General features: G+C 58.1%; 26 protein-coding genes. 16 read left to right on the top strand and 10 right to left on the bottom strand.

Translation table 11 applies throughout. The features are described from left to right. Positions 1 to 621, bottom strand: coding sequence for a TetR/AcrR family transcriptional regulator (locus D777_RS13000; protein ID WP_036132815.1), 621 nt, complete (start codon positions 619 to 621; stop codon positions 1 to 3). Positions 622 to 893: 272 nt separating this feature from the next. On the opposite strand from D777_RS13000, the gene D777_RS12995 reads away from it, so the two are divergent. From D777_RS12995 to D777_RS12975, 5 genes are all read left to right on the top strand, one after another. Next, entirely contained in the window at positions 894 to 1,115 is a 222-nt protein-coding gene (locus D777_RS12995) for a hypothetical protein (protein ID WP_036132813.1), read from the top strand. A 145-nt stretch (positions 1,116 to 1,260) separates the two neighbouring features. Next, on the top strand, positions 1,261 to 2,295 hold the full coding sequence (locus tag D777_RS12990) for a lipase secretion chaperone (RefSeq protein WP_227501761.1): 1,035 nt from the start codon (positions 1,261 to 1,263) through the stop codon (positions 2,293 to 2,295). A 145-nt stretch (positions 2,296 to 2,440) separates the two neighbouring features. Next, positions 2,441 to 3,463, top strand: coding sequence for a porphobilinogen synthase (hemB, locus tag D777_RS12985; RefSeq protein WP_036132808.1), 1,023 nt, complete (start codon positions 2,441 to 2,443; stop codon positions 3,461 to 3,463). Positions 3,464 to 3,512: 49 nt separating this feature from the next. Next, a complete protein-coding gene (gene ppk1 / locus D777_RS12980) occupies positions 3,513 to 5,651 on the top strand; it encodes a polyphosphate kinase 1 (RefSeq protein WP_036132806.1) in 2,139 nt (712 codons plus the stop codon). A gap of 14 nt (positions 5,652 to 5,665) precedes the next feature. After that, a complete protein-coding gene (locus D777_RS12975; RefSeq protein ID WP_150112645.1) occupies positions 5,666 to 6,955 on the top strand; it encodes a DUF945 family protein in 1,290 nt (429 codons plus the stop codon). Between the two features lie 41 nt (positions 6,956 to 6,996). Here the strand turns inward: D777_RS12975 and D777_RS12970 are convergent, their stop codons facing one another. The 5 genes from D777_RS12970 to D777_RS12950 form a co-directional block, all read right to left on the bottom strand. After that, positions 6,997 to 7,245, bottom strand: a complete 249-nt coding sequence (locus D777_RS12970) for a YfhL family 4Fe-4S dicluster ferredoxin (RefSeq protein WP_036132804.1) — start codon at positions 7,243 to 7,245, stop codon at positions 6,997 to 6,999. Positions 7,246 to 7,261: 16 nt separating this feature from the next. Beyond that, a complete protein-coding gene (gene coaD, locus D777_RS12965; protein ID WP_036132801.1) occupies positions 7,262 to 7,738 on the bottom strand; it encodes a pantetheine-phosphate adenylyltransferase in 477 nt (158 codons plus the stop codon). A 239-nt stretch (positions 7,739 to 7,977) separates the two neighbouring features. Then, positions 7,978 to 9,570 carry a GMC family oxidoreductase gene (locus D777_RS12960; protein WP_036132799.1) on the bottom strand — a complete coding sequence of 531 codons (1,593 nt, stop codon included), beginning with the start codon at positions 9,568 to 9,570 and terminating at the stop codon, positions 7,978 to 7,980. 25 nt (positions 9,571 to 9,595) lie between these two features. After that, a complete protein-coding gene (locus D777_RS12955) occupies positions 9,596 to 10,237 on the bottom strand; it encodes a hypothetical protein (RefSeq protein WP_036132797.1) in 642 nt (213 codons plus the stop codon). A 108-nt stretch (positions 10,238 to 10,345) separates the two neighbouring features. Continuing rightward, entirely contained in the window at positions 10,346 to 11,791 is a 1,446-nt protein-coding gene (locus tag D777_RS12950) for a coniferyl aldehyde dehydrogenase (protein ID WP_036132795.1), read from the bottom strand. A gap of 206 nt (positions 11,792 to 11,997) precedes the next feature. Here D777_RS12950 and D777_RS12945 point away from each other — a divergent pair, with 206 nt between their 5' ends. Beyond that, positions 11,998 to 12,696: a TetR/AcrR family transcriptional regulator gene (locus D777_RS12945; protein WP_036132793.1), complete on the top strand. Its 699-nt coding sequence runs from the start codon at positions 11,998 to 12,000 to the stop codon at positions 12,694 to 12,696. A 164-nt stretch (positions 12,697 to 12,860) separates the two neighbouring features. Here the strand turns inward: D777_RS12945 and yihA are convergent, their stop codons facing one another. Beyond that, a complete protein-coding gene (gene yihA, locus D777_RS12940; RefSeq protein ID WP_036132791.1) occupies positions 12,861 to 13,502 on the bottom strand; it encodes a ribosome biogenesis GTP-binding protein YihA/YsxC in 642 nt (213 codons plus the stop codon). Positions 13,503 to 13,700: 198 nt separating this feature from the next. Between yihA and D777_RS12935 the strand changes: the two genes are divergently transcribed. The 4 genes from D777_RS12935 (at position 13,701) to ada (ending at position 17,202) form a co-directional block, all read left to right on the top strand. Then, positions 13,701 to 14,309 carry a c-type cytochrome gene (locus D777_RS12935; RefSeq protein WP_036133109.1) on the top strand — a complete coding sequence of 203 codons (609 nt, stop codon included), beginning with the start codon at positions 13,701 to 13,703 and terminating at the stop codon, positions 14,307 to 14,309. 153 nt (positions 14,310 to 14,462) lie between these two features. Further along, on the top strand, positions 14,463 to 15,098 hold the full coding sequence (locus D777_RS12930) for a thiol:disulfide interchange protein DsbA/DsbL (protein WP_036132789.1): 636 nt from the start codon (positions 14,463 to 14,465) through the stop codon (positions 15,096 to 15,098). A gap of 64 nt (positions 15,099 to 15,162) precedes the next feature. After that, positions 15,163 to 16,023, top strand: coding sequence for an endonuclease/exonuclease/phosphatase family protein (locus D777_RS12925; protein WP_036132787.1), 861 nt, complete (start codon positions 15,163 to 15,165; stop codon positions 16,021 to 16,023). Between the two features lie 102 nt (positions 16,024 to 16,125). Continuing rightward, entirely contained in the window at positions 16,126 to 17,202 is a 1,077-nt protein-coding gene (gene ada / locus D777_RS12920; RefSeq protein WP_036132785.1) for a bifunctional DNA-binding transcriptional regulator/O6-methylguanine-DNA methyltransferase Ada, read from the top strand. Between the two features lie 82 nt (positions 17,203 to 17,284). Here ada and rpmG read toward each other — a convergent pair whose 3' ends face one another. The 3 genes from rpmG to radC form a co-directional block, all read right to left on the bottom strand. Then, positions 17,285 to 17,440, bottom strand: coding sequence for a 50S ribosomal protein L33 (gene rpmG / locus D777_RS12915; protein ID WP_036132783.1), 156 nt, complete (start codon positions 17,438 to 17,440; stop codon positions 17,285 to 17,287). An 11-nt stretch (positions 17,441 to 17,451) separates the two neighbouring features. Continuing rightward, complete coding sequence (gene rpmB / locus D777_RS12910; RefSeq protein ID WP_011786975.1) at positions 17,452 to 17,688, bottom strand: 50S ribosomal protein L28; 237 nt, start codon at positions 17,686 to 17,688, stop codon at positions 17,452 to 17,454. A gap of 219 nt (positions 17,689 to 17,907) precedes the next feature. After that, positions 17,908 to 18,582, bottom strand: a complete 675-nt coding sequence (gene radC / locus D777_RS12905; RefSeq protein WP_036132779.1) for a RadC family protein — start codon at positions 18,580 to 18,582, stop codon at positions 17,908 to 17,910. Positions 18,583 to 18,762: 180 nt separating this feature from the next. Between radC and coaBC the strand changes: the two genes are divergently transcribed. The 6 genes from coaBC to argE all read left to right on the top strand — a co-directional run bounded on the left by coaBC (position 18,763) and on the right by argE (position 26,531). After that, positions 18,763 to 19,962, top strand: a complete 1,200-nt coding sequence (gene coaBC / locus D777_RS12900) for a bifunctional phosphopantothenoylcysteine decarboxylase/phosphopantothenate--cysteine ligase CoaBC (protein WP_036132777.1) — start codon at positions 18,763 to 18,765, stop codon at positions 19,960 to 19,962. Beyond that, positions 19,959 to 20,420 carry a dUTP diphosphatase gene (dut, locus tag D777_RS12895; RefSeq protein WP_036132774.1) on the top strand — a complete coding sequence of 154 codons (462 nt, stop codon included), beginning with the start codon at positions 19,959 to 19,961 and terminating at the stop codon, positions 20,418 to 20,420. The genes coaBC and dut overlap by 4 nt, the downstream gene beginning before the upstream one ends. Positions 20,421 to 20,513: 93 nt before the next feature. Beyond that, positions 20,514 to 23,123: a phosphomannomutase/phosphoglucomutase gene (locus D777_RS18320; RefSeq protein WP_036132772.1), complete on the top strand. Its 2,610-nt coding sequence runs from the start codon at positions 20,514 to 20,516 to the stop codon at positions 23,121 to 23,123. 47 nt (positions 23,124 to 23,170) lie between these two features. Continuing rightward, a complete protein-coding gene (gene argB / locus D777_RS12885; protein WP_036132770.1) occupies positions 23,171 to 24,067 on the top strand; it encodes an acetylglutamate kinase in 897 nt (298 codons plus the stop codon). Positions 24,068 to 24,091: 24 nt separating this feature from the next. Further along, on the top strand, positions 24,092 to 25,339 hold the full coding sequence (locus D777_RS12880; protein ID WP_036132767.1) for a hypothetical protein: 1,248 nt from the start codon (positions 24,092 to 24,094) through the stop codon (positions 25,337 to 25,339). Positions 25,340 to 25,361: 22 nt separating this feature from the next. Next, positions 25,362 to 26,531, top strand: a complete 1,170-nt coding sequence (gene argE / locus D777_RS12875; protein WP_036132766.1) for an acetylornithine deacetylase — start codon at positions 25,362 to 25,364, stop codon at positions 26,529 to 26,531. Positions 26,532 to 26,558 lie beyond the last annotated feature (27 nt).

Raw genomic sequence — 26,558 nt, 5'->3', positions numbered from 1 at the left:
CTATCTCCTGGTGCCGGTCAGCCCCTGCATGCAGAATCGGATGATGGCGTCGACCAGCGGGTCATTGTCTTCGTTTTCCCGGTTGGGTTGTGTCAGCGACAGCGGGCCCACCAGGCTTTCAGCAATTGCTCCGACCAGGCAGGTGCTACTCTGCTGGGCGTTCTGGTCGGGAAAGCACCCTTCGGTGATGCCTTCCCGGATCGTTTTCTCAAACAGGCTGGCGTAGGCCTTGCGGTAAGCCAGCCGTTCTTCTTCCACTTTCGGGTCTACCGGCTCAGCCAGCAGTGACCACGCCATAACCGGGCCTCTCAGTGCGCGACCTGCAAACTGACGCAGTGCGGCTTCCAGTCGGGCAGCGGCATCACCGGAGGTGTTCAGAGCCTCGGCGACCTTGTCCACTTCCTTCTGTGTTGCCAGCTGGAAAACTTCGGCAAACAGATCTTCCCTGGATTCGAAGTGGCGATAAATTGTGCCTGTTGCCACCTCAGCCAAACCGGCGATCCGGGTGATTCGGGCACTTCGGAATCCACCTTCCGCGACACACTCGTAAGTGCAGTTAATGATCTTTTCCCGCGCCAGAGCTTTCCTCTGGCGCATTTTTTCAGTTTCGCGATAGGCCATGGTTGTCCTTTATAAGTAGTGAATCATTATTCATTCTTTGTGTCAATCTTCTATCTCTGCGGGCGCTCTACATAAAGTCTTTTATTTTTAATGGGTTATGGCTTGTTACAAAAAGATACAAAAAAGTCGTTGCCTGGAAATAGCGCCGTCACGAAAACCGGATTATAAAGACGCCAAGACGATGCCGCAGCCGGCCTTTCGTCGAGGTGGAGTGTAGCGCCGAATGATCGCCATGCACTCGATGTTCTGTTTTCGTTGATGGAGATGAGTCTATGAGTGAATTCGACGAAAGCAATCTGGAGCAGCCCGGAAACTGGGCTAGCGACAGCGACGATAATCATTCTGTTGCCGGACGTGCCCGTATCAGGGCACAACTGCAATCGGATATTGAAGCCTTTCTTAGCCAGGGTGGGCAGATTGAGGAAGTGGATACGGCCTTTCGCAATGATGCTCCTCGCAAGGTCGACGTAGGCTTTAACAACCGTTCATTCTGAACCGGTTCCGGGGTCGGGCTGTCCCAGGCCCCGTTTTTGATCCTGTTCTCGGTACGCTTGAGCGATGTCGTTTATTCTGCGGTTTGGTTACCGGAATCGTCGTGCACGATTCGGTGAATAAGGCAGTCTCAAGCGGGTGTGAACCGTGAGCAGGAGCAGAGCATTTCAACTGTCAGCTCTGGCGGCAATGTTGTCGGCCGGTCTGGTCTGGGCATTTTGGCCCTTCGAGCCGGCTGGCAGTGTCGCTGAAACCGGCAACTCAGATCTACTCGTTGAGGCGGGCGAGCCGCCGGCGAATGACGCGTCAGGGCCGGCGCCCGGACTGCGGCCCTCTGAACTGGTGGGAACCTCTACACCGGTCGCCATTCCAGAGCAGCTTCCTGCATCCTTGTCTGGCACGTCGGTGCCGTCCGGCTGGCAGAGGGTGGACGCAACCGGCGCCCTGATCCCTACGTCCCAGCTTCGACAACTGTTCGAGTATTACCTGTCGGCGCTTGGAGAGGAATCCATGCCCCAGTTGGTGGCCCGAATCGAGCAGGCACTCTCGCAGTTGCAGGAGCCTGCCCGGAGCCAGGCGCTGGAGACGTTGGGCGCTTATCTGGACTACAAGCTGGCGGTTGCCGATCTTGAAATGGCCTACAGTTCGGCTGATCCAGCCGACATGGAGCGGCGAATGAGGGAAATTCATGCTCTCAGGCGTACCTGGTTTGATGCGGATACCGTTGGCGCGTTCTTTGCCAATGAAGAGGCCGTCGATGAATTCCAGGTTGCCCAACGTCGTATTCTGAGCAATGACGCCCTGAATCCGGAACAGCGCGCAGCTGCCCTCGCTGAGGCAGAATCGGCGTTGCCCGAGCCAGTCAGAACGGCTCGAAAGCAGACCCGTCGTTTCTCTGAGTACGAGGAGGTTCAGCAGACCCTGGCCGACGATCCGCAGGCCCTGAATGCCTGGAGAGAGGACGCATTCGGCGCCGAGGCCGCCGGGCGTCTGGCCGAGCTGGAGCAGAAGCAGCAGGACTGGAATCGGCGCTGGCAAGCCTACTCGTCAGCGCGCGACGAACTGCTGGCATCGTCGGGGTTGGCCGGCCCCGAGGTCGAGGCGGCCCTGGAACGCCTGCGTAACAGCCATTTCAATGGTGCCGAAAGAATTCGTGCCAAGGCGCTGGATTCCATTCGGTAACCTGATTGTCACAAATCATTCGTAAGCTTTCGCGGGAGTCTGCAACCGGCGCCCCGGGCCGTGTATGATGATGGCTAAGACCTGCGCCGTACCGGCGCTGCCATCAACTGCAGGATTCCCTGTCGTGCCAATCAGGAGGTTTGCCGTGTCGCGCCCAACTCCCCGTACCTTCCCCGCTACCCGTCTGCGTCGTAACCGGGCCAGCGACTTTTCCCGACGTCTGGTACGTGAGCACCAGCTGACGCCGGATAACCTGATTTATCCGGTATTTGTGCTTGAGGGTGAGGGCCAGCGGGAGTCGGTCCCTTCCATGCCCGGTGTGGAACGGCTGAGCATTGACCTCCTTGTCGAGCAGGCCGCGGAGCTGGTCGAGCTGGGTATCCCGGCCATTGCCCTGTTTCCTGTCGTGCCCGCGGAACGCAAGAATCTCTCGGGTTCGGGTGCCTGGGATTCCGACGGTCTCGCCCAGCGGGCTGTTCGCGCGCTGAAAAAGGCCCATCCGGAACTGGGTGTCATTACGGATGTCGCCCTGGACCCGTTCACCACCCACGGACAGGACGGCATTATCGATAACGACGGTTACGTGCTGAATGATGTGACGGTCGAGGCGCTGGTGAATCAGGCCCTGTCCCATGCCGATGCAGGTGCTGATGTGGTGGCTCCCTCCGATATGATGGATGGACGTGTTGCGGCCATCCGAGAGGCCCTGGAATCTGCCGGCTATGTGAATACCCGCATTCTGGCCTACTCTGCCAAGTACGCGTCCAGCTATTACGGCCCCTTCCGCGATGCGGTCGGCTCCGCGGGGAATCTTGGCAAAGGCAATAAGTCGACCTATCAGATGGATCCGGCCAACAGCGATGAAGCGCTGCACGAGGTTGCCATGGATCTGACGGAAGGTGCCGACATGGTGATGATCAAGCCGGGCATGCCCTACCTGGATATCGTCCACAGGATCAAGCACGAGCTTCAGGTGCCCACATTCGTGTATCAGGTCAGCGGTGAGTATGCGATGCACATGGCCGCTGCGGAAAATGGCTGGCTGGACGGCGATGCGGTGATGATGGAAAGCCTGATGGCCATGCGTCGCGCCGGGGCGGACGGCATTCTGACATATTTTGCGGTGAGAGCCGCACGGCTGATGCGGGAGCATCAGCGTTCAACCTGACAACTCCACGGGTGGCAACCCTACACCCGCCTGACTGGATCAAGGAATCATGACGACGGAAACAGCGAAAAACCTGACTGCAGAGGATAGTCCGACTGTCCCGGCCCCGATGGATCTGCCGGCAGGGGAAGAGATCAATCTGGACGCCAGCGAGAACTACTTCAACCGTGAGCTGAGTCAGCTTCAGTTCAATTACCGGGTGTTGAAGCAGGCGCTGGATTCCACGCATCCGCTGATTAACCGTCTGATTTTCTGCTGTATCTTCAGCAGCAACATGGATGAGTTCTTCGAAATCCGGGTGGCGGGTCTGCGCCAGCAGATGAAGTACGGCCGCGAGGCTGTGGGTGTCGATGGCATGATGCCCGATGAGGTCCTGGCGGAGATCAGTCGGGTCGCGCACGACTACATCCATGAACAGTACGACATCCTGAACAACGTACTGATTCCGGAAATGGAGCGTGAAAACATTCACTTTGTCCGTCGTCGTGAGTGGACGCCGCAGCAGGCAGAGTGGGTGCGTAACTATTTCGAGGATGAGATCCTGCCGGTGGTCAGTCCCATCGGGCTGGATCCGTCTCACCCGTTCCCGCGACTGGTGAACAAGAGCCTGAACTTCATTGTTGAACTGGATGGCAAGGATGCGTTCGGGCGTGAAACCGGAATGGCCATTGTTCCGGCACCTCGTTCCCTGCCTCGCCTCGTGCGGTTACCGGATGAGGTCTGTGACGGTGGGGAGAATCTGGTGTTCCTTTCGTCGATGATTCACGCCCATGCCGATGAGCTGTTTCCGGGCATGGAAGTGAAAGGCTGCTACCAGTTCCGTCTGACCCGTAACGCGGACCTTGAGCTTGAAGACGATCTTGAAGACCTGGCTTCGGCTTTGCGAGGTGAGCTGCTCAGTCGTCGTTTCGGGGATGGCGTGCGTCTGGAGGTGGCTGACAACTGCCCGGAGGAGCTGGTTCAGTTCCTGTTAACCGAATTCGGTCTGACCGAGCGGGATCTCTACCAGGTGCATGGTCCGGTAAACCTGACACGCCTCATGGCGGTCAGTGGACTGGTGGATCGGCCCGACCTGACCTATTCCGGGTTTTCGCCATCGATCCCCAAGCAGATCCGCAGTAAGGATTCGATGTTTGATGCCATCCGAAAGCAGCCGATCCTGCTGCTGCACCCTTATGAGAACTTCAGTCCGGTGGTCGATCTGCTGAGGCAGGCGGCCAAGGACCCCCAGGTTCTCGCGATCAGGCAGACACTGTATCGCACCGGGGTGGATTCAGAGATTGTTGAAGCCCTCGCTGATGCTGCCCGACGGGGCAAGGAAGTGACCGCTGTCATCGAACTGCGGGCCCGTTTCAGTGAAGCTGAGAACCTGGAGCTGGCCAGCCGGCTTCAGGAGGCGGGGGTCATCGTGGTGTACGGCGTGGTTGGTTATAAAACACACGCCAAAATGATTCTGATCGTTCGCCGGGAAGAGGGGCGGTTGCGACGTTACGTGCACCTGGGCACCGGTAACTACCATGCTGGCAATGCGCGTCTGTACACAGACTACAGCTTCATGACCTGTGACGAGTCCATCGGAGACGACGTCAACAAACTGTTCCAGCAGCTGACGGGCATGGGCAAGGCCCTGAAGATCAAGAAGTTGTTCCACGCCCCCTTCACCATGCACAAACGGATACTCAGTCTGATCGAGCGTGAGGCTGAACTTGGCGAGAACGGCCGGATTATTTTCAAGTTCAATGCCCTGACGGAGCCCCGACTGATCAAAACGCTCTACCGTGCTTCTCAGGCCGGGGTGAAGATCGATCTGATTATTCGTGGTATCTGTTGTCTGCGGCCAGGCGTGCCGGGGCTTTCCGAGAATATTCAGGTCCGTTCCATCATTGGCCGTTTCCTGGAGCACACCCGGGTGTACTATTTTGGCAATAATGGTCGCCCGGATGTGTACTGCTCCAGTGCCGATGGGATGGAGCGTAATTTGATGAACCGTGTGGAGACGGCATTCCCTCTGGATGACGCTTCCCTGGCCGCCAGGGTGCGAGAGGATCTGGATACGTATCTGGCCGATAATTGCCAGTCCTGGTTGCTGCAATCCGACGGCAGTTATGTTCAGAGCCAGCCGGTGGAAGGTGAGGAGCGATTTGCCTCACAGCTGGTTCTGTTGGATCGTTTGACCGGTAAACCCTGAGACGGAGAACGTTTTTGCAGAAAAAATGGATGATTGCTGGCGCAGTTGCCCTGGTCGCCGGAGGGGGGATGCCCTGGATCGTGGGGCAGGTGACAGAAAAGCAGTGGCAGCTGGCGACTCAGGAGGTGAATCGGAGCCAGCCGCTGTTCCAGTTGAACACGGAGGACTATCGTCGAGGGTATCTCAACTCTCAGGTTCACGGCGAGATTACCTTGTTGAACCCGGAGACGGGCGAGTCCCGGTCATTCGGGTATCGCGGCAATATCACCCACGGTGTGACTGGAAGCCTGCTGGACCTGGCTCCGGCCGATGGCTGGCAACCAGAGGGTGCTGACTGGTTTTCAGGCTCCCAGCCGAGCCTGACGGTAGAAACCCGACTATGGGGCAGTGCGGTGATGAACCTTGATGTCCCTGACACCAGATTGACAGACCCGAACACCGGGGAAGTCCTTCAGTCATCCGCCGGAAGGCTGGAGCTTGGGGTGACGGATGCGGGTGCTTCGGTGGATGCCTCGATGGACTGGCCGTCTGTGCGATTGACGGGGCCGCAAGCGGAGATTGAGGTGTCTGGTGTCCGTCTTGAGCAGACGATGGCACACCTGATCGGGGACGTCTGGACCGGCGATGCCGACTTTTCTGTGGATACCGTGTCGGTTACGCCTCGCGACGATGAAACCGTGAAGGTTCAGGGTATCGCCGTACTGGCATCCACCACTGCAACGGATGATGGCGAGCGGATCGATTCCACGCTGGACCTGAGCGTCCGCAAGGCTGGCACCGAGTCGGCGTCCTACGGCCCGCATCAATTTGTGGTGTCCCTGGAAAACTTCGAGACGGCCAGTTGGAATGCCTTCAGCGAGGCCCTGAGCAGTATGCAGACGGCTTCCCTTGATCCGGCCACGCCCCCGCAGGCTCGTATCGAGCAGCAAATGATGGCAATGCAGGTGCTCAATAAGGCGTTGCGTGATTTATCGGCAGCGGGTTTCTCTCTTAGCGTGCCAACGTTGACGATGGCAACGCCGGAGGGGGACATTCGCGGCCATCTGACGATTCGCCACCCGGAGCTGTCTGCGCAGGAAAAGGCTGCGATGCTGATGGTGATGCACCGGCTGACGGGTGAGCTGGATGTGAGCATGCCTCTGGCGCTGGCGGAAGAGTACCCGGAGATCCGGATGCAGGTGGCGCCAATGATCAAGCAGGGGTGGCTGGTTCAGGACGGGGACCGGCTGGTGGTCAATGCGACCATGAAGGATCTGATGGTCAATGTGAATGGCCAGGAAATACCACTGCCGCCGTTGCTCTGACTCGAAATCCCAGCTATAAAAAAAGCCCCGTTCGGGGCTTTTCAGTTTCCGGTGAGCTGATGGTATTTGTCCATCAGCTGCTGTTCACTTTCCTTGTGCTCCGGGTCCAGCGGGATGCAGTCCACCGGGCAGACCTGTTGGCACTGTGGCTCATCGTAGTGGCCAACGCACTCGGTGCACTTGTTCGGATCAATCACGTAAATCTCGTCGCCCGGTGATATGGCCTCATTCGGGCATTCTGGTTCACAGACGTCGCAGTTGATGCATTCGTCGGTAATCATCAGTGCCATCTGCTGTTCCTCTGGCTCAGTTAAACTTCTGCTTCAGGGCAGCTTCCACTGCCGGGTCAACAAACTCTGAAACATCGCCGCCCAGGGACGCAATTTCCCGGATCAGGGTGGAGGAGATGTAGGAGAGGTGGTTTGCCGGGGTCAGGAAAACACTTTCCACGTCCGGAGCCAGGCGCCGGTTCATGTCTGCCAGCTGGAATTCGTACTCGAAATCAGAGACCGCGCGCAGGCCGCGCAGGATGACGCTTGCATTCTGTTCCTGCACAAATTCGGCCAGCAGGTTACTGAAACCGGTGACGGTCACGTTGGGGATGTGGGCTGTCGCTTTCCGGACCAGGTCGCAGCGTTCTTCCAGGTTCAGCAGAGGCTGCTTTTTGGGGTTATAGGCGACGGCGACGACGATTTCATCGAACATGCGGCCAGCACGCTCGATCAGGTCGGTATGGCCGTTGGTGATGGGGTCAAAGGTGCCCGGGTAGATGACTTTCGGCATGCGCACAGCTCCTTTTATTGCTGGGCGCCATCATAGCAATAATTGGTGGGGTTCTGTAGATGGGCGAGGTCAGCTAAGTTCCGGTGGCTGGCCACTCTGGCGGGCGCGTCTGGAAAACGCTCCTTCGGCCCGTCCCTGGGGCGCTTGGGCTTCGCCATCCTTGGCTTCGCACATTTCCAGACGCACCCGCCAGAGTGGCCGATCAGACAGCTGTGCCAGACTGCCGGCAGCGGGGTAGGTTATTCCTTCAGTTTATTGGCCAGCCTTGAGCTGTTTCTTGCCGCCAGGGCGTACACGGACAGTTGGGGGTTTGCGCCGATGCTGGTGGGGAAGATGGAGGCATCGTGGACGCTCAGGTTGCTGATGTGGTGATGTTCACCGAAGGCGTTGACCACCGATTCTTCCGGATTGGCGCCCATGCCGCAGCCGCCCATTTGGTGTGCGGTGAACAGGCGGACTCGATGAAGTTCCATGGGGACGTCGTCGATGGCGGCCTTGCAGTCGGCCAGGTTGGTGTACCAGTCCGAATCCAGGTGCATCAGGCGTACCCGCTTGGCGCCGGCGGCGAACTGGACTTCAGCCATGGTATGGAAGGCCCGGCGTAAGCCGTCCCAGAGGTAGTCGGTTACCGGGTAGTCCAGGTAGGGGCTGCCGTCGTCCCGGAGGCCGATGGTGCCGCCAGGGCTGTCCGGGTGGAAGCCGTCGCGGATCAGTGCCAGCACGGCGTTGGTCCAGGGCAGGCCGGCCATGTTGGTGGCCTGGGCCTGGCCGTGGTTCGGTATGACACCGGCTGCCATGGCGGGGTGCATGGGCGGTACTTCCAGCTTGTAGCCGGCGGGGCCGTCGACGCCGCCACTGAAGTTGAAGTGGTCGGAGTAGATGGACTGTGGGGCACCGTAGAAGGGATCTATTTTATCCGGCATTTCCGCCACTGTAACGTTGACCGGATGGATGAAGGAGCGTTTGCCTACGCGATCATAGGGATCGGGCAGCTCGGAGCGGAGCAGCAGGCCGGGGCTTCCGATCGCACTGGCCGCGGAGACAAAGTGACGGGCTTTCAGGGTGACGGTGATGCCAGAGGGGGTGACGCCGTCGGCGGACATGGCGGTGGCCTGGAGGTGTTCTATCCGGTCCTGGTTGGCGACGAGCTTTTCGGCCCGCAGGCCGTAGATCAGGTGGGCATCGTTTTCCAGCGCGCCCGGTACCGTGGTTACCAGGGAGCCTTGTTTGGCATTGGTGGGGCAGCCGACACCACAGTAACCCAGGTTCCAGCAGCCTTTGACGTTGCGGGGAATCACTTTCCAGCTATAGCCGAGTTTTTCACAGCCCTGGCGCAGCACGTCGTTGTTAGGGTTGGGGTCGACGGCCCAGGGTTCGATGTTCAGGCGTTGTTCACGACCATCAAACCAGGGGGTCATAGCGTCGGGCCTGAGGCTGTCGAGGCCGAATCGGTTGGCCCAGTGGTTCAGAGTCTCGTCCGGGGTGCGGAAGCTACTGGTCCAGTTGACGGTGGTGGAGCCGCCGACGCAGCGGCCCTGAAGGATGGCGATGGCGCCGTCCTTCGTGACCCGGCTCATGCCTTCCTGGTACAGGCTGGCGTAGGCGGTCAGCTCGTCCATCTTGAAGTCTTTCTGGTAGTACAGACGGCCCTCTTCCACCAGGATGACGGACAATCCGCTCTGGGCCAGGATTTCTGCGGTGGTGCCTCCGCCGGCACCGGTGCCGATAATCACAACGTCGGCTTCGAAGGTCTGGTTTTCAGTCAGGGTGGCTCCGTCAGTGACTTTCCAGCCGGATTCATAGCCCTGGGCAATACGGTCTTTTAACTGCATGGGTAACTCCGTTGATCAGCTGGGGTCAGGCGTTCTTGAACTGGGGCAGGGCATCGACGGCATACTGGGGCGGCCCCGGGTAGCCTGACAAATGCCAGTTGTCGCTGTAGCCATAGAACGCCACATTGCTGATCTTGGTCAGAGCAATGTAGCCATTGTTGAACAGACCGATACTGCTGGTACGCCAGCGTTCAAGGAAGGCGTGGGCTTCATCGGTACTGACGTTGGGCCAGCTGGACCAGACCCGGGCAACGGTGACTCGGGTCAGGCCGAAGTTGAGCAGATCGAACAGCCGGCGCAGCTCTTTCTGGTTGGCGGGGCCGAAGTTGTGGATGCCGCTGTCGATCCGTTCGATGGTGCCTGCGATTGCGGCGCGCCGGGTCTGGGGATCCTCGGGCAGGTTCGGGCCAGCGATGGCAGGTAGCAGCGCTTCGAACAGCGCAATATCGTCGCGGGTCAGAAACCGGAATTGATAGCTGGAGGCCGGGCGAGTTGTGCTGTCGCCGAGCGATCCCGCGGGTTGGGTCGCGCAGCCGCTGAGTCCGGCGCTCACACTGACCGTGCCAAGAAAAAATGCGCCCCCGATTCCTGTTTTCAGGAAGCTTCGGCGATCCATCCCAGGAGCATCAGATTGATGCAATGTGTCGTCGGGTAGACTGGTCATCATTAGGTCTCGTTATTGTTGTGGTTTGTTTTCAGTCACGCTTCTGGGTTGACGATACGGGCAGGCCTCCGGTTCCAAATCCGTGGCCTGCCTGCACGCAGTACCGGCTGTTTAGCGAATAAACAGTTTGTACACCATTTTGTGAGCGGCGGTGCCGTGGGGGGCGTAGACAAACTTGCCGCTGTTGAACTTCTGCTTGGTAAAGATCGCGCGGTGATGAGAGAAGGTCAGGAAGCCTTCCTTGCCATGGTAATGGCCCATGCCGGAGTCTCCGACACCGCCAAATGGCAAATCGTCCTGGGCGACGTGCATCAGTGAATCGTTGATGCACATACCGCCGGAATGTGTGTTGTGGACAACGTGCTGCTGCTCGTCGCGGTCGTAGCCGAAGAAGTACAGGGCAAGTGGCCGGGGGCGGTCATTGATGTAATGGATGGCTTCGTCGAGGCCGTTGTAGCTGACAATTGGCATCAACGGACCGAAGATTTCGTCCTGCATGACTCGCATGTCCGGAGTGGTATTGAGGATCAGCGTCAGGGGAATCTTGCGGGTGCCGTCCTGGAGGTTTTCCCGCGCCGGATTGATTTCGATGATTTCGGCACCTTTGGCCTGGGCATCTTCAATGTAGCCACGCAGACGGTCGTACTGGCGTTCATTGATGATCGCGGTGTAGTCGTCATTGTCCCGGAGGCTCGGGTACATCTCGGCAAACTGGCTTCGGAACTCGTCTACGAAGGCCTGTACCCGATCAGCCGGGCACAGGACATAATCCGGAGCAACGCAGGTCTGGCCAGCGTTGAAGGCTTTGCCAAACGCGATGCGCTGTGCGGCGTCCTCCATGGGAACATCCGGTGACACGATGGCGGGGGATTTGCCGCCCAGTTCCAGCGTAACGGGTGTCAGGTTCTCAGCCGCCGCCCGCATTACCAGCTTGCCGACGGAGGTCGACCCGGTGAACAGCAGGTGATCAAACGGCCGGGACGAGAAGTCCGCTGCGACATCGGCCTCGCCGGTAATCACCGATACCAGATCCTCGGAGAACGCGGCTTCAATAATTTCCTTGAACAATGCCGAGGTATGGGGTGTGAACTCGGACATTTTGATCATGGTGCGGTTGCCCGCTGCCAGGGAGGCAACCAGTGGCCCGACCGCCAGATAAAGCGGGTAGTTCCAGGGCACAATGACACCGACGACGCCTTTGGGCTGATAGTGAACCTTGTTGCTGGCTGGCTGGAACAGCACGGAAACGTGGCGTTTGGACGGCTTCATCCAGTCACTGACGTTCTTCAGGGTGTAGTTGATGCCCTGAATGGAAGGCATCACCTCGGCAATCAGCGATTCATCCTTCGAGCGACAGCTGAAGTCCCGGTCGATGGCTTCCAGTATCCTGTCCTGGTTGCTCAGCAGCGCACGCTTCAGACGTTTCAGGTTTTCCAGTCGCTCAGTCAGCGAGGGCATGGGGTTACTTCGAAAGGCGCTTTTCTGGCTTTCGAACACCCGGTGAGTGTGCTGGATCTGCTTTTTGCTTTCGGTGAGTTGAACGACGGTGGCTCCCATGATCTTCTCCGCAATGCGGCTGCCTGATACGCGGCTGTGAAGCGGCAAACAGCCTGTTGTTCTTGGGTGGTTAATCTGTGTTCAGTTTGCATTCACCGGTATTATTAGAGTATATACTCTAGGTAGTCAAGCCGGGCCCCGTGGCCGATCGGGCCATCGGGGCTCCGGATAAAAAGAGACAGACAACAACAATTGCCGACGAGTTTATGAAAACCAGAGACAAGATCCTGCTTTCCAGTCTGGAACTGTTCAACGAGCGTGGGGAACGAAACGTCACCACCAATCACATCGCGGCGCACCTCGCGATTTCGCCCGGGAACCTGTATTACCACTTCCGGAACAAGTCGGACATCATCTACGAGATCTTTCTGGAGTATGAAAAGCTGGTGGACTTCTATCTGGATATTCCCCAGGACAGGGCGCTTACTCTGGATGATCTGACGTTCTATCTTGAATCGGTGTTCGATGGTCTCTGGAGTTATCGCTTCTTTCACCGGGATCTCGAATATCTGCTGGATACCGACCCGAGGCTGCGAAAGGATTATCGGGAGTTCACCAACCGATGCCTGTCATCCATACAGGAGATATTCTGGAAGTTGACGGAGGCGGGAATCATCGAGCTGACGTCTGAGGATCTGCGTGCCGCCGTCTCACTGAATGTCTGGCTGGTGGTGACAAACTGGATGGCCTTCCTGAAAACCGCTCATGCGGGGGACGAGCCGGCAAGTCTGACCATCACTGAGCTCAAGCAGGGCATCTATCAGGTGCTGACCATGCAGATGCCTTACCTGACACCGGAGTATCGGGATCGGGTGGTGGCATTGCGGGAAAGGTACCGGCCTTCACTGCCCGCAGCTGGCGGGGCCCCAGTGAAAGTGGTTGCGAGGAAAGAAAGGGTTGGTTAAAAAGTGATCTGATTTGGAACTTTCGTCGAATGTCTTTGTCGAAGGTAATGACGTGGGAATCCGGACATTCTTGCGTCTCCTGAGTGAGTTCTCAGGTTTTAGCACGTCGCAAACCCTGACGTTTCACCGGTCTGTCGCCGACAGACCGGTTTTTTTATGCCAAATCAGGGCATTTCTGCGGTCTCAGGAGACTCCAGCCAGTCCGTCAGAGCTTCCCTGCACTCCTCAATGCCACGCTTCGAGGTTGCCGAAAACATGATCAGGTGCTCAACGCAGCTGAACGGCTTGAGTCTTTTGGCAATGCCCATCATGGCATTCTTCGCCTGTCCGAACTTCAGTTTGTCTGCCTTGGTGGCCAGGATCATCAATGGCAGGTTGTTATGCTCACACCATTCCACCATCATTTGATCGAACTCGGTCAGGGGGTGTCGAATGTCCATGACCAGAACCAGGCCTCTGAGGCAGCGCCGGTCATTAAGGTAGTGGCCAAGGTGCTGTTGCCAGTCGTCTTTCATATCCCTGGACACTTTGGCATAGCCGTAACCTGGCAGATCCACCAGGCGACAGCCCTCGCGGTTCAGGGAAAAGAAGTTGATCAGCCGGGTGCGTCCGGGCGTCTTGCTGGTTCGTGCCAGTTTGCCATTGGCGGTAATGGCGTTGAGTGCGCTGGACTTGCCGGCATTGGAGCGGCCAGCGAAAGCGACCTCGGCACCGATGTCCTCAGGACACTCGTCCAGTCGTGAGGCGCTGATCAGGAAACGGGCACTATTAAAAGAGATGGTTTTTTGAGTCAGATCAGGGTCCACAGCGGTTGGGTTTCCTTCGGATTTCAGTTATCGGGGATTAATGTATAATGCTACACCAAATCCGGGCGGTGCGCCTTTTTGTCACCGCTGTCAGCCCCGGTTTTGAGCCTGCCTGGCCCGGTTTTGAGCCAGCCTGGATTGAGCCCTGCCGGCTGCATAATGAAGAATACCTTTAAAGATGAGAGAAGCGGAGCGAGCATGAAAAAACTGATCGCAGGAGTTGTTCTCGGCGTTAGCCTCACAGCGATGGCTCACGGGGCTGGAGATCCTCAAGCGGGTGAACAGAACGCAGCGGTGTGTGCCGGTTGTCACGGCCAGGGTGGCCAGAAGCCCATTATGGGTAACTACCCGAAACTGTCTGGCCTTGGTGAAACCTACCTTCACAAACAGCTGGTTGCTATCCAGGCGGGTGATCGGGCGATCCCTGAAATGACCGGCCTGCTGGACGGAAAGTCTGATCAGGAATTGCAAGACCTGGCAGCTTACTTTGATAGCAATGAAATGATTGTTAACCAGGCGAGCCCCGAGGGCCTTGAGCAGGGTGAAGCCTTGTACCGCGGTGGTAACATGGCGTCTGGCGTTCCTGCCTGTGCCGGTTGTCACAACCCGCGCGGTCAGGGCAACGAGCCGGCTGGTTACCCGATGCTGGGTGGTCAGAATGCGGATTATGTGATCAAGCAGCTGAAAGCTTACCGTGACGGTACTCGTGCAACGGACAGCAACTCTGCGATCATGATGGACGTGGCAGCCAAGCTGACGGATGCCGAGATCGAAGCAGTCGCCAACTACGTGTCTGGCCTGAACTGATCGATGAGTTCCTGAAGAAACCCCGCCACGGCGGGGTTTTTTGTTGCTGGCTTACCGTCCTGTAATTCTTGAAGCTCGGGCCGTTATGGAACTTTTGCCGGTGCCTGGGTCATAATCTTCCTCAAACTGAATTCTGGAATCTGGAGACGTTGAATGATCAGAGCACTTGGTATGGCAGTGGTTGTTGCTATGGCGGTCGCCTTTAGCGGGCTGGCCAGCGCAGAGCCCTGGGTAGAAGGTACTCACTACAAAAAGCTTGATACCCCGGTGCGCACCGAGAGTGACAAGGGTGTCGAGGTGGCTGAGATATTCTGGTACGGCTGTCCGCACTGCTACAACTTCAAGCCCCTGGCCGAAGCCTGGGAAGCGAAAGCGCCTGATTACGTGAACTATGTCCGCATACCTGCGGCTCTGGGTCGCTCCTGGGAGCCCCACGCAAAGGCGTTTTATGCTCTGGAGGCCATGGGTCAGCGCGAGGCGGTGCATGATGCCTTGTTTGATGCACTCGCTGGCGAGCATCGGCCTCTGAATGACGGCGAATCCCTGGCGGATTTCGTTTCCGGTTACGGGGTCGATCCCGAGGTTTTCCTCAATAACTACAACAGTTTTGGTGTGAATGCACGGATGCAGCAGGCCCAAGCCAAAGTCCGCGGCGCGCGCGTTACCGGTACACCGACTATGCTGGTAAATGGAAAGTACCTTGTTACGGCATCCATGGCTGGTGGACATGAAGCAGTGCTGAAAGTCCTGGATTACCTGGTGGAAAAGGAACACGCCGCTGGACAGTGATCGGTACCCGGGCCGCAGGTTGGTGTCGATCAGTAACCTGCGGGCAGGGTGAGATTGCCGACGTATGTATAAGCGACTTCGCAAACAGATTGATACCATGCTCAAGCCGGAGCGTCCGCCGAGAGGTCGCTGCTCGGGGCTGGAGCATGTCCCTGAATTCGAGCCGCACCGGCACATCCGTCTTCTGACCTTCAATATCCAGGTCGGCATCAACACGTCTTCCTACCGTCACTACGTCACTCGCAGTTGGCAACACATCCTGCCGCACCGTCGCCGGATCGAGAATCTTGATCGTATCGCGCAGCTGATCAGCAACTACGATGTCATTGCGTTGCAGGAGTGCGATGGCGGCAGTCTCAGAAGCGGTTACATCAATCAGGTCCAGTATCTTGCCGAAGCCGCCGGCATTCCTTATTGGTATCAGCAGCTTAACCGGAATCTTGGTCAGATTGCCCAGCACAGCAACGGCCTGTTGAGCCGGTATCGGCCGCTGGATGTAACTGAGCACAAGTTGCCGGGACTGATTCCCGGGCGTGGGGTTATCATTGCCCGGTATGGATCGGAAGAGGACCCCCTGGTTCTGGTGCAGATGCACCTCTCGCTGAGTAAAGCGGCGCAGCAGCGACAGCTTGGATTTGTCAGGGAGCAAATTGCGGACTATCAGCATGTGGTGCTGATGGGTGATATGAACAATCATGCCGAAGAATTGCTGACACAGACCCCGTTGAAGGAAACGGACTTGGTGCCGTTGCCCGACTCTGCGCACAGCTTCCCGAGCTGGCGTCCGGAAAAGGCGCTGGATCATATTCTGGTCAGCCCATCTCTGGAAATTCGTCGTTCGGAAGTAGTGAGCTATCCGATGTCGGATCACCTGCCGATCGCAATGGATATCGCATTGCCCAAGGGATACCTGGAAACGTTTTGACTGTTTTTCGGGGGAGTGGAATTCAAGAGCAAAAAACCGAGTTCTCATGATTAAGCGGCTGTCTATCCTGATATCTCTTGGTTGGGTATCAGGGAGCGTGCAATGACTGTCCAGGGCTCAGAAGTGTCAGATTACGGAACGGACGAGGCTCGCTGGCAAGCAATCGTTGGCAGGGATGAGCGTGCCGATAACTGTTTCGTGTATGCGGTGCGCACGACCGGTGTTTATTGCCGTCCCAGCGCCACGTCTCGGTTGCCAAAACGGGAGAACGTCGAGTTCTTTGACTCTGCGGATCTCGCTGAAAAGGCCGGCTATCGCCCAAGTCGTCGCCCTCAGGGTGACCGAACCGCAGTTGTTTCCAATCGCATCGCGCTTGTCCGTGAAGCCTGTCGTCTCATCGAATCATCGGAGGACGTGCCCGACCTTCGTAAATTGGCGGCACAGGCCCGCTTGAGTCCCCATTATTTTCATCGTGTCTTCAAGGCGGAAACAGGGCTGACGCCCAAGGCCTATGCAATTGCCTGTCGCGCCCGAAAGGTTCGGGATGAGCTGGGGGCTGCCGAGGGCACGGTGACTGATGCCATCTATGGTGCCGGGTATAACTCCAGTAGCCGGTTTTATGAATCGTCTGCTCAGGTGTTGGGGATGCGTGCGGGAGAATATCGTGCCGGTGGTGCGGGGGTGGTGATCAGGTTTGCGGTTGGCGAATGTACGCTCGGGTCGATTCTTGTGGCTCAAAGTGAGCGAGGCGTTTGCGCCATCCTGCTGGGGGATGAACCGGATGCGTTGGTCCGGGATCTTCAGGATCGCTTCCCGAAGGCGGAGCTGATTGGCGGAGATCGTGCTTTTGAGCGAATGGTTGCGGAAGTGGTGGGGGTGGTTGAGGCGCCCGGCACAGCGTTGAATCTGCCGCTGGATATTCAGGGCACGGTCTTCCAGCAGCGAGTGTGGGAAGCGTTGCGCGAAATTCCTGTGGGGGTCACGGTTAGCTATTCTGATCTGGCTGAACGCATAGGGGAGCCGAAGGCGGTGCGCGCCGTTGCCCGTGCCTGCGGAGCCAACTGTCTGGCGGTTGCTATTCCCTGTCACCGGGTGGTTCGGCGTGATGGAGCCTTGTCGGGTTATCGCTGGGGAGTTGAGCGTAAGCGCGAGTTGTTGCGAAGAGAGGCGGGTCTTTAAACAACAAACCCCCGCCAGGGGCGAGGGTTTGTTGTTCGTCTGGCCTAGCCGGAGCTGGCCATCAGGATGCCGGAGATCGATATTACTTGATCTTGGATTCCTTGTACGCAACGTGCTTACGGACAACCGGATCGTACTTTTTGATCTCGATCTTTTCCGGGGTGTTACGCTTGTTCTTGATGGTCGTGTAGAAGTGACCAGTGCCTGCTGAAGATACCAGCTTGATTTTTTCGCGCATGATGCGGCTCCTTAAACTTTCTCGCCGCGGGCACGAAGATCGGCCAGCACAGCGTCAATGCCTTTTTTGTCGATGATGCGCATGCCCTTGGTGGATACGCGCAGCTTTACAAAACGCTTCTCGGATTCAACCCAGAAACGATGGTTCTGCAGATTCGGCAGAAAACGGCGACGAGTGTGGTTCATCGCGTGGGAAACGTTGTTACCGGTGACCGGACGCTTACCGGTAACCTGACAAACTCTGGACATACTTGCCTCCGACCTGAGCAGTGGTCTTAATCAATACGAATTCGTTTTAAATGCGTCTCTGGTTGCCGGGGAGCTCACTTGCTCCCTGTTCGCGCCTAATAAACGGAACGCTGCCTGCCAGACGCCGCCAGAAAGGGACGCTTTTATACCAGAACTCACCCCCCAACGCAAAAAATTGTTGGGAATTTGGCCAGTTTTCCGGCAATGGCCCCGACGGATTTACATCATACCCCGTTCTGCCAGCGATATTACCTCACCATGGCCGACAACCATATGGTCAAGAACCCTGATATCCACCAGTGACAGGGCCTCTTTGAGCCTACGGGTCAGCGAAACGTCGGCCTGGCTTGGCTCGGCAACCCCGGAGGGGTGGTTGTGGGCGAAAATGACCGCCGCCGCATTGTGCTCAAGTGCCTGGCGAACCACTTCTCTCGGGTAAACGGCGGCGCCATCAATGGTGCCGCGGAAGAGTTCGTGGTACTGGATGACGCGGTGCCGGTTGTCGAGGAACAGGCCGGCGAAGACTTCGTGGGGGTAGGTGGATAGCCGACTGGTCAGAAAACGCCGGGTATCTTCGGGTGAGCGCAGTGGGTCACCCTGGCGCAGCGGTTCATCCATCACCCGCCTGGCCATCTCCATGGCGGCCTGAACCTGGGCGTATTTTGCGCTACCCAGCCCGCGCACACCACAGAACTGCCGTTGGGAGGCCGTCATCAGTCCCCGCAGGCCGCCAAAGCTGTCAATGAGATTGCGGGCCATGGCCATAACGGGCACGCCGGCGGTGCCGGTGCGCAGAAAAATGGCCAGTAGCTCAGCATCGGAGAGAGTGTTGGCGCCGTGGCGCAGCAGCCGCTCTCGCGGTCGCTCGTCCGTGGGCCAGGGGGAGTCTGACATGTCCTTGTCCTTGGATTTGGGTGTTGTGGTGCGTCCTGCACCGGGATGTGAGTCTCAGTGTTACATTAGATTACGCGAAAGAGTGAAAAAGCGTAACCGTTGAGCGCGTCTTGCGGGCTGCCTGAGTGGCCAGACCATGCTATGTTATAAACCTTTATTTTTATGAGGATACGGAGCCCTATGGCCGCCAAACGAATCCTTCTGGGTGTCACCGGAGGTATTGCCGCCTACAAGAGCGCTGAGCTGGTGCGGTTGTTGAAGAAAGCCGGCTACGACGTCCGTGTTGTCATGACATCGGGTGCGGAAGCCTTTGTTACTCCCCTGACGTTCCAGGCTTTGAGTGGTGAGCCGGTGCGAACCTCGCTGCTGGATCCGGAGGCAGAGTCCGGCATGGGGCACATCGAGCTGGCGAAATGGGCGGATCAGGTTGTAGTGGCGCCCGCGTCAGCCGATTTTCTCGCCCGGCTGGCACAGGGTATGGCCGATGATCTGCTCACCACCGTGTGCTCGGCGACCGAGGCTCCCATCGCTCTGGCGCCTGCAATGAATCAGGCGATGTGGCGGAACCATCGGACGCAGCGCAATATAAAGCTTCTGGAAGATGATCCTCAGATTCGCCTGTGGGGACCGGATCAGGGGCAGCAGGCCTGTGGTGACACCGGTCCAGGGAGGATGCTTGAACCTCAGGCCCTGCTGGAACGGATTCAGGGGGCATCAACGGACGGCGTACTATCGGGCAAGCGGGTGGTGATCACCGCTGGCCCCACCCGAGAGCCAATCGACCCCGTTCGGTATATCACCAATCACAGCTCGGGGAAGATGGGCTACGCTCTGGCTGCCGCTGCACGCGATGCCGGGGCAAAGGTGGTGCTGATCAGCGGGCCGGTCACTATCCCGTCGCCGGAGGGAGTGGACGTACAAGATGTTACCACGGCGCAGGATATGCTTGAGGCCGCCTCGGCCGCAGTCGATGAGGGATGTGACCTGTTTATTGCCAGCGCTGCGGTTGCGGATTATCGACCTCAGACCTGTGCCGGGGACAAAATCAAGAAATCCAGTGAGGAAATGGCCCTTGCTCTGGTGCGCAATCCCGATACGCTGGCAACCATCGCAGACCGCAAGGATGCGCCCTTTACCGTGGGTTTTGCCGCGGAAACCACGGATGTGGCTAAATACGCGACAGACAAGATGCAACGGAAGAAGCTCCGGATGATTGTGGCCAATGATGTATCCGTGCCCGGTCTGGGCTTCAACAGTGATAACAATGCAGTGACAGTCTTCTGGCCTGGTGGGCAGCGCTCTATCGGGCCGACCAGCAAGCAGCAGGTTGCCGGTTCACTGATCGAACTGATTTCAGAACACCTAAAGGACTCCCCATGACCAGACAGACATTTCAGGTTCGGGTGCTGGATAACCGCATCGGCGAACAGATTCCCTTTCCCGAGTACGCCACCGAAGGATCTGCCGGCCTTGATCTCAGAGCATGCCTGAAGGAACCTCTTACACTGGAACCGGGGCAAACCGAACTGATTCCAACCGGCCTTTCCGTTCACATTGCCGATCCGTCCCTTGCTGCCATGATTCTTCCCCGCAGCGGTCTGGGCCATAAGCACGGTATTGTTCTGGGTAATCTTGTCGGGTTGATCGACTCGGACTATCAGGGCGAGTTGATGGTCTCTTGCTGGAATCGCGGTCACACCACCTTTACTGTCGATATCGGTGAACGGATCGCCCAGCTGGTGCTGGTTCCCGTCGTGCAGGCCGATTTTGAAATTGTCTCCGAATTTGATGCCAGTGCCCGGGGCGAGGGGGGGTTCGGTTCCACCGGTACCCGTTGAGACTCAGCTCGGCGACGCATTGACACTTGTCGGCGTCTATACTTTGCGCATAAGTGCTTGGCCAGGACGAAATAATAAATTGCAGGATGAATTATGAAGCTGGGTAAGAAGACTTCCGATTCCGACGCCCCTGAGGACAAAAAAACTGCCAGGAAGGCGGCGAAGGCTGACAAGAAAAACGCTGGCAAGGGGCCCAAGCTCCGGCAACTCACCTCGGTAGCAGTCAACCAGTCTATGGCCGTGGTGCTGGCTGCAGTTCTGGCGGCTGCCCTGATCCAGTTTCTGGTGGTGGAACCGGCAGCACAAGACAGGCAGCAGCAGGCTGCCTCGGTTGAGGTTGATTCCGCGGCCATCCGCATCAATCAGTATCTTGCCCTGCTGCAGGACAGTGTCGATAGTCTGGCCTCCCGGATGGATGTGCGGGAAGCCGTGGCGGGGACTTCGGGAGTTGCTCAGGTTGAGGCTCGATTGACAGCACCGCTGGAAGGCGTTGTGGAGGCCCACCTTTTCCCCTACCGGAAGGTGCCCCGCACGGCCAATGGCGATGGGTTGCTGGGCTTCGCTGGCTTGGAGCTGGCCAGAAAAGCCGAGCTCGCCAGCCCTATGCTTCCGGATGCGTTTCCCAAAGATGGCAAGTGGTTTGTGCAGATGGCCGCGACTGTGCGCAACCCACAAAGCAATGCCGTGACCGGCAGTCTGCTGGTCATTTTTGACGCGGCTCAGCTTCGCCCGCTGCTGCAGGTTGTCAATGCTGAACTGGGTGGGCAACTGGCGTTGGTACAGACTATATCTGGTTCGTCCCGAGCCGTTGTTAGCAACGGCAATGGCAGCGGGACGGAAATGTCCCGTCCGCTTGTCAATCCGGACTGGTCGGTTACCTACAAGCCCGCCCGGATGGTGGGCGCACCGGTTGATATTGTGATGATTGCCATCCTGGTCGTGGTTCCGGCGCTGATTGCCGCTATCATTGGCTGGATCCTGATCTCCGGAGCGCAACGGGGGCTGCGCCAGGATGTGGCTGCCCTGATTCAGTGGTCACATAAGGTGTTTGGCGGAGAGCGCGCCAAGTTGCCGCCGTTTCGTTGGGATCTGATTGCTTCTGCCGGTGAAGTGCTATACCGCCTGTCCCAGACTGTGGAAAAACGGCTTGCCAAGGCAGTGGAGGCGGCCAGGCCTAAAAAGACAGGCAGGCAGCCCGCATCCTCTGAAGATGAGCCTCTGTTCCAGGACTCCGATATGCCGGACATCGACATGCTGGATGGCGATGAAGATGTCCTGGGCTTTGGGGATGATGATCTGTCGGGGCTTGAGGAGACGCCCAATCCCGGCGTTGAACTGTCTCCGGATATATTTCGCGCCTATGACATTCGCGGTATTGTCGGAGAAACGCTGTCGCCAGAGGTGGTCCGTGTTATCGGGCAGTCCATCGGTTCCGAAGCCGTTGAGCGTGGCGTGACGGCCATTTGCATCGGCTATGATGGCCGGCACTCCAGCCCCGAGCTGGCTGACGCTCTGGGGGCGGGTATCATGTCCACCGGATGTGATGTTATCCCTATTGGTGCTGTGCCGACTCCGGTTCTATATTTCGCAACCCATGAACTCGGTACCGGTTCTGGCGTCATGGTGACCGGCAGTCACAATCCGGCAAATTACAATGGCCTCAAGATCATGCTGGGCGGTGAAACCCTGTCCGGCGAAGCCATTCAGAAGCTCCATCAGCGCATCCAGAGCGGTGAGTTTGCCCGTGGCCAGGGCAGCCAGAACCCTCAGGACGTTCGCCGGGCCTACCTGGACCGTATCGTCGGAGATATTGCCGTTGCCGCTCCCCTCAAAGTCGTTGTTGATGCGGGTAATGGCATTGCTGGCGAGCTGGCCCCGATGCTGGTGGAAGAGCTGGGTTGTGAGGTAATCCCGCTGTACTGCGAGATTGATGGCGATTTCCCCAATCATCATCCGGATCCAGGCAAACCTGCGAATCTGGCCGATCTGATTGCCCGGGTCAAAGAGGAAGGTGCCGATATCGGCCTGGCGTTTGACGGTGATGGCGACCGGCTCGGCGTGGTGACCAATACAGGCAAGATTATCTGGCCGGACCGGTTGCTGATGCTGTTTGCACGGGATGTGGTGTCCCGGAATCCGGGCGCGGATGTACTGTACGACGTCAAATGCAGCCGTCGTCTGGCTGGCGTGGTGTCCGAGGCGGGCGGCCGTCCAATTATGTGGAAAACCGGCCATTCCCTGATGAAATCGAAAATGAAAGAAACCGGAGCCTTGCTGGCTGGCGAAATGAGTGGCCACATCTTCTTTGGTGAGCGCTGGTATGGATTTGACGATGGCCTGTATTCAGCGGCTCGTCTGCTGGAAATCCTGGGCATCGAGGATCGCCATAGTGAAGACGTGTTCGAAGACTTCCCTGAGGATATCAGTACCCCCGAGCTGAATGTCGAAGTGACCGAAGCGAACAAATTCTCGATCATCGAGCGTCTCGGTGAAGTCGGCGATTTTGGCGATGGTAATATCAGCACGATTGACGGTATCCGGGTGGACTATACCGATGGCTGGGGGTTGTGCCGGGCGTCAAACACCACGCCGGTTCTGGTGTTGCGTTTTGAAGCTGAGAACGAGGATGCTCTGGAGCGGATCAAAGGTGTGTTCCGGGAACAGCTGAGCAAGGCCGCTCCGGATGTGGTCGCCGAGTTCTGACGCTCCGAATTTCAAACGAATCAATTATGGATCATTAAGGCAAAAACATGGCGCTGGATCGTGAAACAGCAATGCAGGTGGCTTCGGTACTGAGTAAAGGCCTGCCTTACATTCAACGGTTTACCGGGAAAACCGTGGTGATCAAGTACGGCGGTAACGCCATGGAAAACGAAGACCTTAAAAGCAGTTTTGCCCGCGATGTGGTGCTGATGAAGCTGGTGGGGTTGAACCCGATTGTGGTTCACGGTGGTGGCCCTCAGATCGGCGAATTGCTCGACCGCCTGAACATCCAGTCACGCTTCGTCAATGGTATGCGGGTGACCGATGCGGAAACCATGGACGTGGTGGAGATGGTGCTTGGGGGGCAGGTCAATAAGGAGATCGTTTCCCTGATTAACTCCCACGGGGGCACGGCCGTGGGGCTCACCGGTAAGGATGCCAACCTGATTCGAGCCCGCAAGCTGGAGGTTGTGAACCGGTCGGAGGAGCTGGAAAAGCCGGAAATTATCGACATTGGCCATGTTGGCGAGGTCGCCAGCGTCAATGTGGATGCCATCGATATGCTGACCCGGAGCAATATCATCCCGGTTATTGCTCCAATCGGCGTCGGGCCTGACGGTGCCTCCTACAATATCAATGCGGATCTCGTGGCGGGCAAGGTTGCCGAAGCCATGAAAGCGGAGAAACTGATTCTGCTAACCAATGTGTCCGGGCTGAAGAGCAAGGACGACAAGGTGCTGACGGGGCTTACTGCTCAGCAGGTTAATGAGCTGATCGAAGATGGCACCATCCATGGCGGAATGTTGCCCAAGATCCGCTGTGCGCTGAGCGCGGTCGAAAACGGTGTCAGAACGTCTCACATCATTGATGGTCGGGTAGCGCATGCCTGCCTGCTTGAAATCTTTACCGACGAGGGTGTCGGTACCCTGATTTCCCGCAACTGACGGTATGCCCTGAGGAGTTTCCGGATGAAGCGCCTGATCACATTTCTAATTGTGCTGACGCTGGTTGTGGTTGGCGGGTTCAAGGCCGGGGTCTGGTGGCTGGCGAATGAACGCCTGGCTGAAGCCAGGACCAGTCTGGAATCCTGGGGCGTCCTTGAGCGCGGGACGATCGGGTCCGGTCTGGATGGCCGGTTGGTGCTCACGGGTGGGAGCTGGCAGGATTTTCGTCTGACCCGGCCGCTGGAGATTGGCAAGCTTGAGTTTGATGCCGGCTCGCCGCTGACCTTGCTGAGTGTGTTGGCTGACCCTGAATTGATGCCCGTCAGTTGGACCCTGAGAGCGGAAGGGCTCGGCCTGGCGCTCGAATCGACCATGTTCCGCAACTGGGTGACCGCGGAGGGAGAGACCAGCGAGGGCGAACCGGCGCTCATCGTCCTTTCCTGCGCGCCGGACTCTCGCCAGCAACTTGGCAGCGGGGATTTGAGGCGAATGGGCGTCACCAGCATCAGCGGCGAGGTGATGGTTCGTCAGCGCCCTGACGGCCTGTACGCAGAGGTCAGTACCGCTGGCACCGGTAGTCTTGAGATTGACTGGCCGGGTGCGCAACTGGCTGCGATGGAGCCAGAGCGTGTGTTTGAAAACGCCTCCGGTGCGATGGACGTCACGGTCAGAGATGGTGGCCTGATGCGCAGAGTGGCCGCCTATTGTGCCCGTGAAACCGGGCTGGATGTTCCGGCATGGGCCGCTCAGGCGGTCGAGGCGATGAGCAAGGGGTTCGAGGCTCGTGGCCTCAATGCCAGCAGCCAGTTGCTGGCATTGTATCGGCAGTGGTTAACCGAAGGCGGAGAACTCTCGCTCAGGCTGGATCCGGCGGCGCCCTTTGCTGGTATCCCGGTATACCCTGAGGCGCAGGGCGGTGCAGACCTTGAAGGCTGGTCGGTTTCTTATAATGGCGCTGTGGTGCCTGAAGTCTATCTCCGGGAATTACCGCCGGTGGTTGAAGCTGCGGTGGCGCCCGTGGAAACCGGGTCTGATGAAGTTGCAGGTGAACCGGGTTGGTACGCCGACAGTGTTGCGAGTGCCGGGCAGTGGGTCGGGCGCAAGGTCAGGGTGACCCTGAACAACGAGAACGTTGTAGAAGGCAGGCTGGTCAGCGTCAGCGACCGCGAGCTTGAAGTGGCGCGGGTGGTTGCCGGCGGCGAAGTGGCCTATCCCATGCTGATCCGCGCCATTGCCCGTTTCGAGGTCTGGCGCCTTGGGCGCGGCCAGTAAGCCCGCGGGAGGGTAGAGAACGATGTCGCAGACGACCGTAAATGTGGAGGCCGTGCCGGGTATCCGGGAGATGCTGACCCGCCTGATCTCCCTACCGTCCATCAGTAGTGCGTCTCCCGACTGGGATCATAGCAACGAGGCGGTGATCCACACCCTGGCGGACTGGCTCAAGCCCCTGGGGTTCTCGGTGGAGATCCTCGCGGTGCCCGGGATGCCCGGAAAGTTCAATCTCATTGCGACCCTGGGTAGCGGTCCCGGCGGGCTTGTTCTGTCCGGGCATACCGATACCGTGCCATTTGATGACAAGCGCTGGCAGAGTGATCCCTTTCGTCTGACCGAGCGTGACGACCGCTGGTATGGTCTTGGCACCTGTGACATGAAAGGCTTTTTTGCCCTGGCGATCGAAGCCGCGCGAGAGTACGCAGGCCAGCCATTGAAAGAGCCGCTGATTATCCTCGCCACGGCGGACGAGGAAAGCTCAATGAATGGTGCTCGCGCCCTGGCCGAGGCAGGTACTCCGAAAGCCCGTTATGCGGTGATTGGCGAGCCGACGGCGTTGCGCCCGGTGCGCATGCACAAGGGCATCATGATGGAGCGGCTGGCTTTTGAGGGGCAGTCAGGGCATTCCTCCAATCCAGCGCTCGGAAATAATGCCCTGGAGGGCATGCACGAAGCATTGGGTGAACTCCTGGAGTTGAGGTCACAGTGGCAGGCCCGTTACCAGAATGCCGCGTTTGAGGTCCAGGTTCCGACTATGAACCTGGGTTGTATTCATGGCGGCGATAATCCGAATCGGATTTGTGCTCGCTGCGAGCTGCATTTTGATCTCCGCCCGCTGCCGGGAATGGATATGGAGACCTTGCGTCAGGCCATCATGAATAAGATTCAGCCGGTCGCCGAGCGCCGGCAGCTGGGGCTGGTGTTCGAGCCGTTATTTGACGGCGTCCCTCCCTTCGAAACCGCCGCCGACGCGGAGCTTGTGAGAGTCTGTGAAACGTTGACCGGGCATACGGCTCACGCCGTTGCCTTCGCCACCGAGGCACCCTGGCTTCAGAAGCTGGGGCTCGAAACCCTCGTGATGGGGCCTGGATCAATTGATCAGGCGCACCAGCCGGATGAGTTTCTGGAGCTGTCCCAGCTTGAGCCCACCGTGAAGATTCTCAAGGGCCTGATCCGGCAGTTCTGCCTGTAGCCCACTATTGTTGACTGATATGGAGAA

The sequence above is a fragment of the Marinobacter nitratireducens genome (assembly GCF_000708045.1).
Lineage (GTDB): Bacteria > Pseudomonadota > Gammaproteobacteria > Pseudomonadales > Oleiphilaceae > Marinobacter > Marinobacter nitratireducens.
This window is presented reverse-complemented; position numbering and strand designations above follow the sequence as displayed.

What these genes read in the sequence shown, in the direction of transcription:
- D777_RS13000 (WP_036132815.1), bottom strand. Translation starts at nt 621, where the DNA reads ATGGCCTATCGCGAAACTGAAAAAATGCGCCAGAGGAAAGCTCTGGCG.
- D777_RS12995 (WP_036132813.1), top strand. Translation starts at nt 894, where the DNA reads ATGAGTGAATTCGACGAAAGCAATCTGGAGCAGCCCGGAAACTGGGCT.
- ppk1 (WP_036132806.1), top strand. Translation starts at nt 3,513, where the DNA reads ATGACGACGGAAACAGCGAAAAACCTGACTGCAGAGGATAGTCCGACT.
- D777_RS12970 (WP_036132804.1), bottom strand. Translation starts at nt 7,245, where the DNA reads ATGGCACTGATGATTACCGACGAATGCATCAACTGCGACGTCTGTGAA.
- coaD (WP_036132801.1), bottom strand. Translation starts at nt 7,738, where the DNA reads ATGCCGAAAGTCATCTACCCGGGCACCTTTGACCCCATCACCAACGGC.
- D777_RS12960 (WP_036132799.1), bottom strand. Translation starts at nt 9,570, where the DNA reads ATGCAGTTAAAAGACCGTATTGCCCAGGGCTATGAATCCGGCTGGAAA.
- D777_RS12955 (WP_036132797.1), bottom strand. Translation starts at nt 10,237, where the DNA reads ATGATGACCAGTCTACCCGACGACACATTGCATCAATCTGATGCTCCT.
- D777_RS12950 (WP_036132795.1), bottom strand. Translation starts at nt 11,791, where the DNA reads ATGGGAGCCACCGTCGTTCAACTCACCGAAAGCAAAAAGCAGATCCAG.
- D777_RS12945 (WP_036132793.1), top strand. Translation starts at nt 11,998, where the DNA reads ATGAAAACCAGAGACAAGATCCTGCTTTCCAGTCTGGAACTGTTCAAC.
- D777_RS12935 (WP_036133109.1), top strand. Translation starts at nt 13,701, where the DNA reads ATGAAAAAACTGATCGCAGGAGTTGTTCTCGGCGTTAGCCTCACAGCG.
- D777_RS12930 (WP_036132789.1), top strand. Translation starts at nt 14,463, where the DNA reads ATGATCAGAGCACTTGGTATGGCAGTGGTTGTTGCTATGGCGGTCGCC.
- D777_RS12925 (WP_036132787.1), top strand. Translation starts at nt 15,163, where the DNA reads ATGTATAAGCGACTTCGCAAACAGATTGATACCATGCTCAAGCCGGAG.
- ada (WP_036132785.1), top strand. Translation starts at nt 16,126, where the DNA reads ATGACTGTCCAGGGCTCAGAAGTGTCAGATTACGGAACGGACGAGGCT.
- rpmG (WP_036132783.1), bottom strand. Translation starts at nt 17,440, where the DNA reads ATGCGCGAAAAAATCAAGCTGGTATCTTCAGCAGGCACTGGTCACTTC.
- rpmB (WP_011786975.1), bottom strand. Translation starts at nt 17,688, where the DNA reads ATGTCCAGAGTTTGTCAGGTTACCGGTAAGCGTCCGGTCACCGGTAAC.
- radC (WP_036132779.1), bottom strand. Translation starts at nt 18,582, where the DNA reads ATGTCAGACTCCCCCTGGCCCACGGACGAGCGACCGCGAGAGCGGCTG.
- coaBC (WP_036132777.1), top strand. Translation starts at nt 18,763, where the DNA reads ATGGCCGCCAAACGAATCCTTCTGGGTGTCACCGGAGGTATTGCCGCC.
- dut (WP_036132774.1), top strand. Translation starts at nt 19,959, where the DNA reads ATGACCAGACAGACATTTCAGGTTCGGGTGCTGGATAACCGCATCGGC.
- D777_RS18320 (WP_036132772.1), top strand. Translation starts at nt 20,514, where the DNA reads ATGAAGCTGGGTAAGAAGACTTCCGATTCCGACGCCCCTGAGGACAAA.
- argB (WP_036132770.1), top strand. Translation starts at nt 23,171, where the DNA reads ATGGCGCTGGATCGTGAAACAGCAATGCAGGTGGCTTCGGTACTGAGT.
- D777_RS12880 (WP_036132767.1), top strand. Translation starts at nt 24,092, where the DNA reads ATGAAGCGCCTGATCACATTTCTAATTGTGCTGACGCTGGTTGTGGTT.
- argE (WP_036132766.1), top strand. Translation starts at nt 25,362, where the DNA reads ATGTCGCAGACGACCGTAAATGTGGAGGCCGTGCCGGGTATCCGGGAG.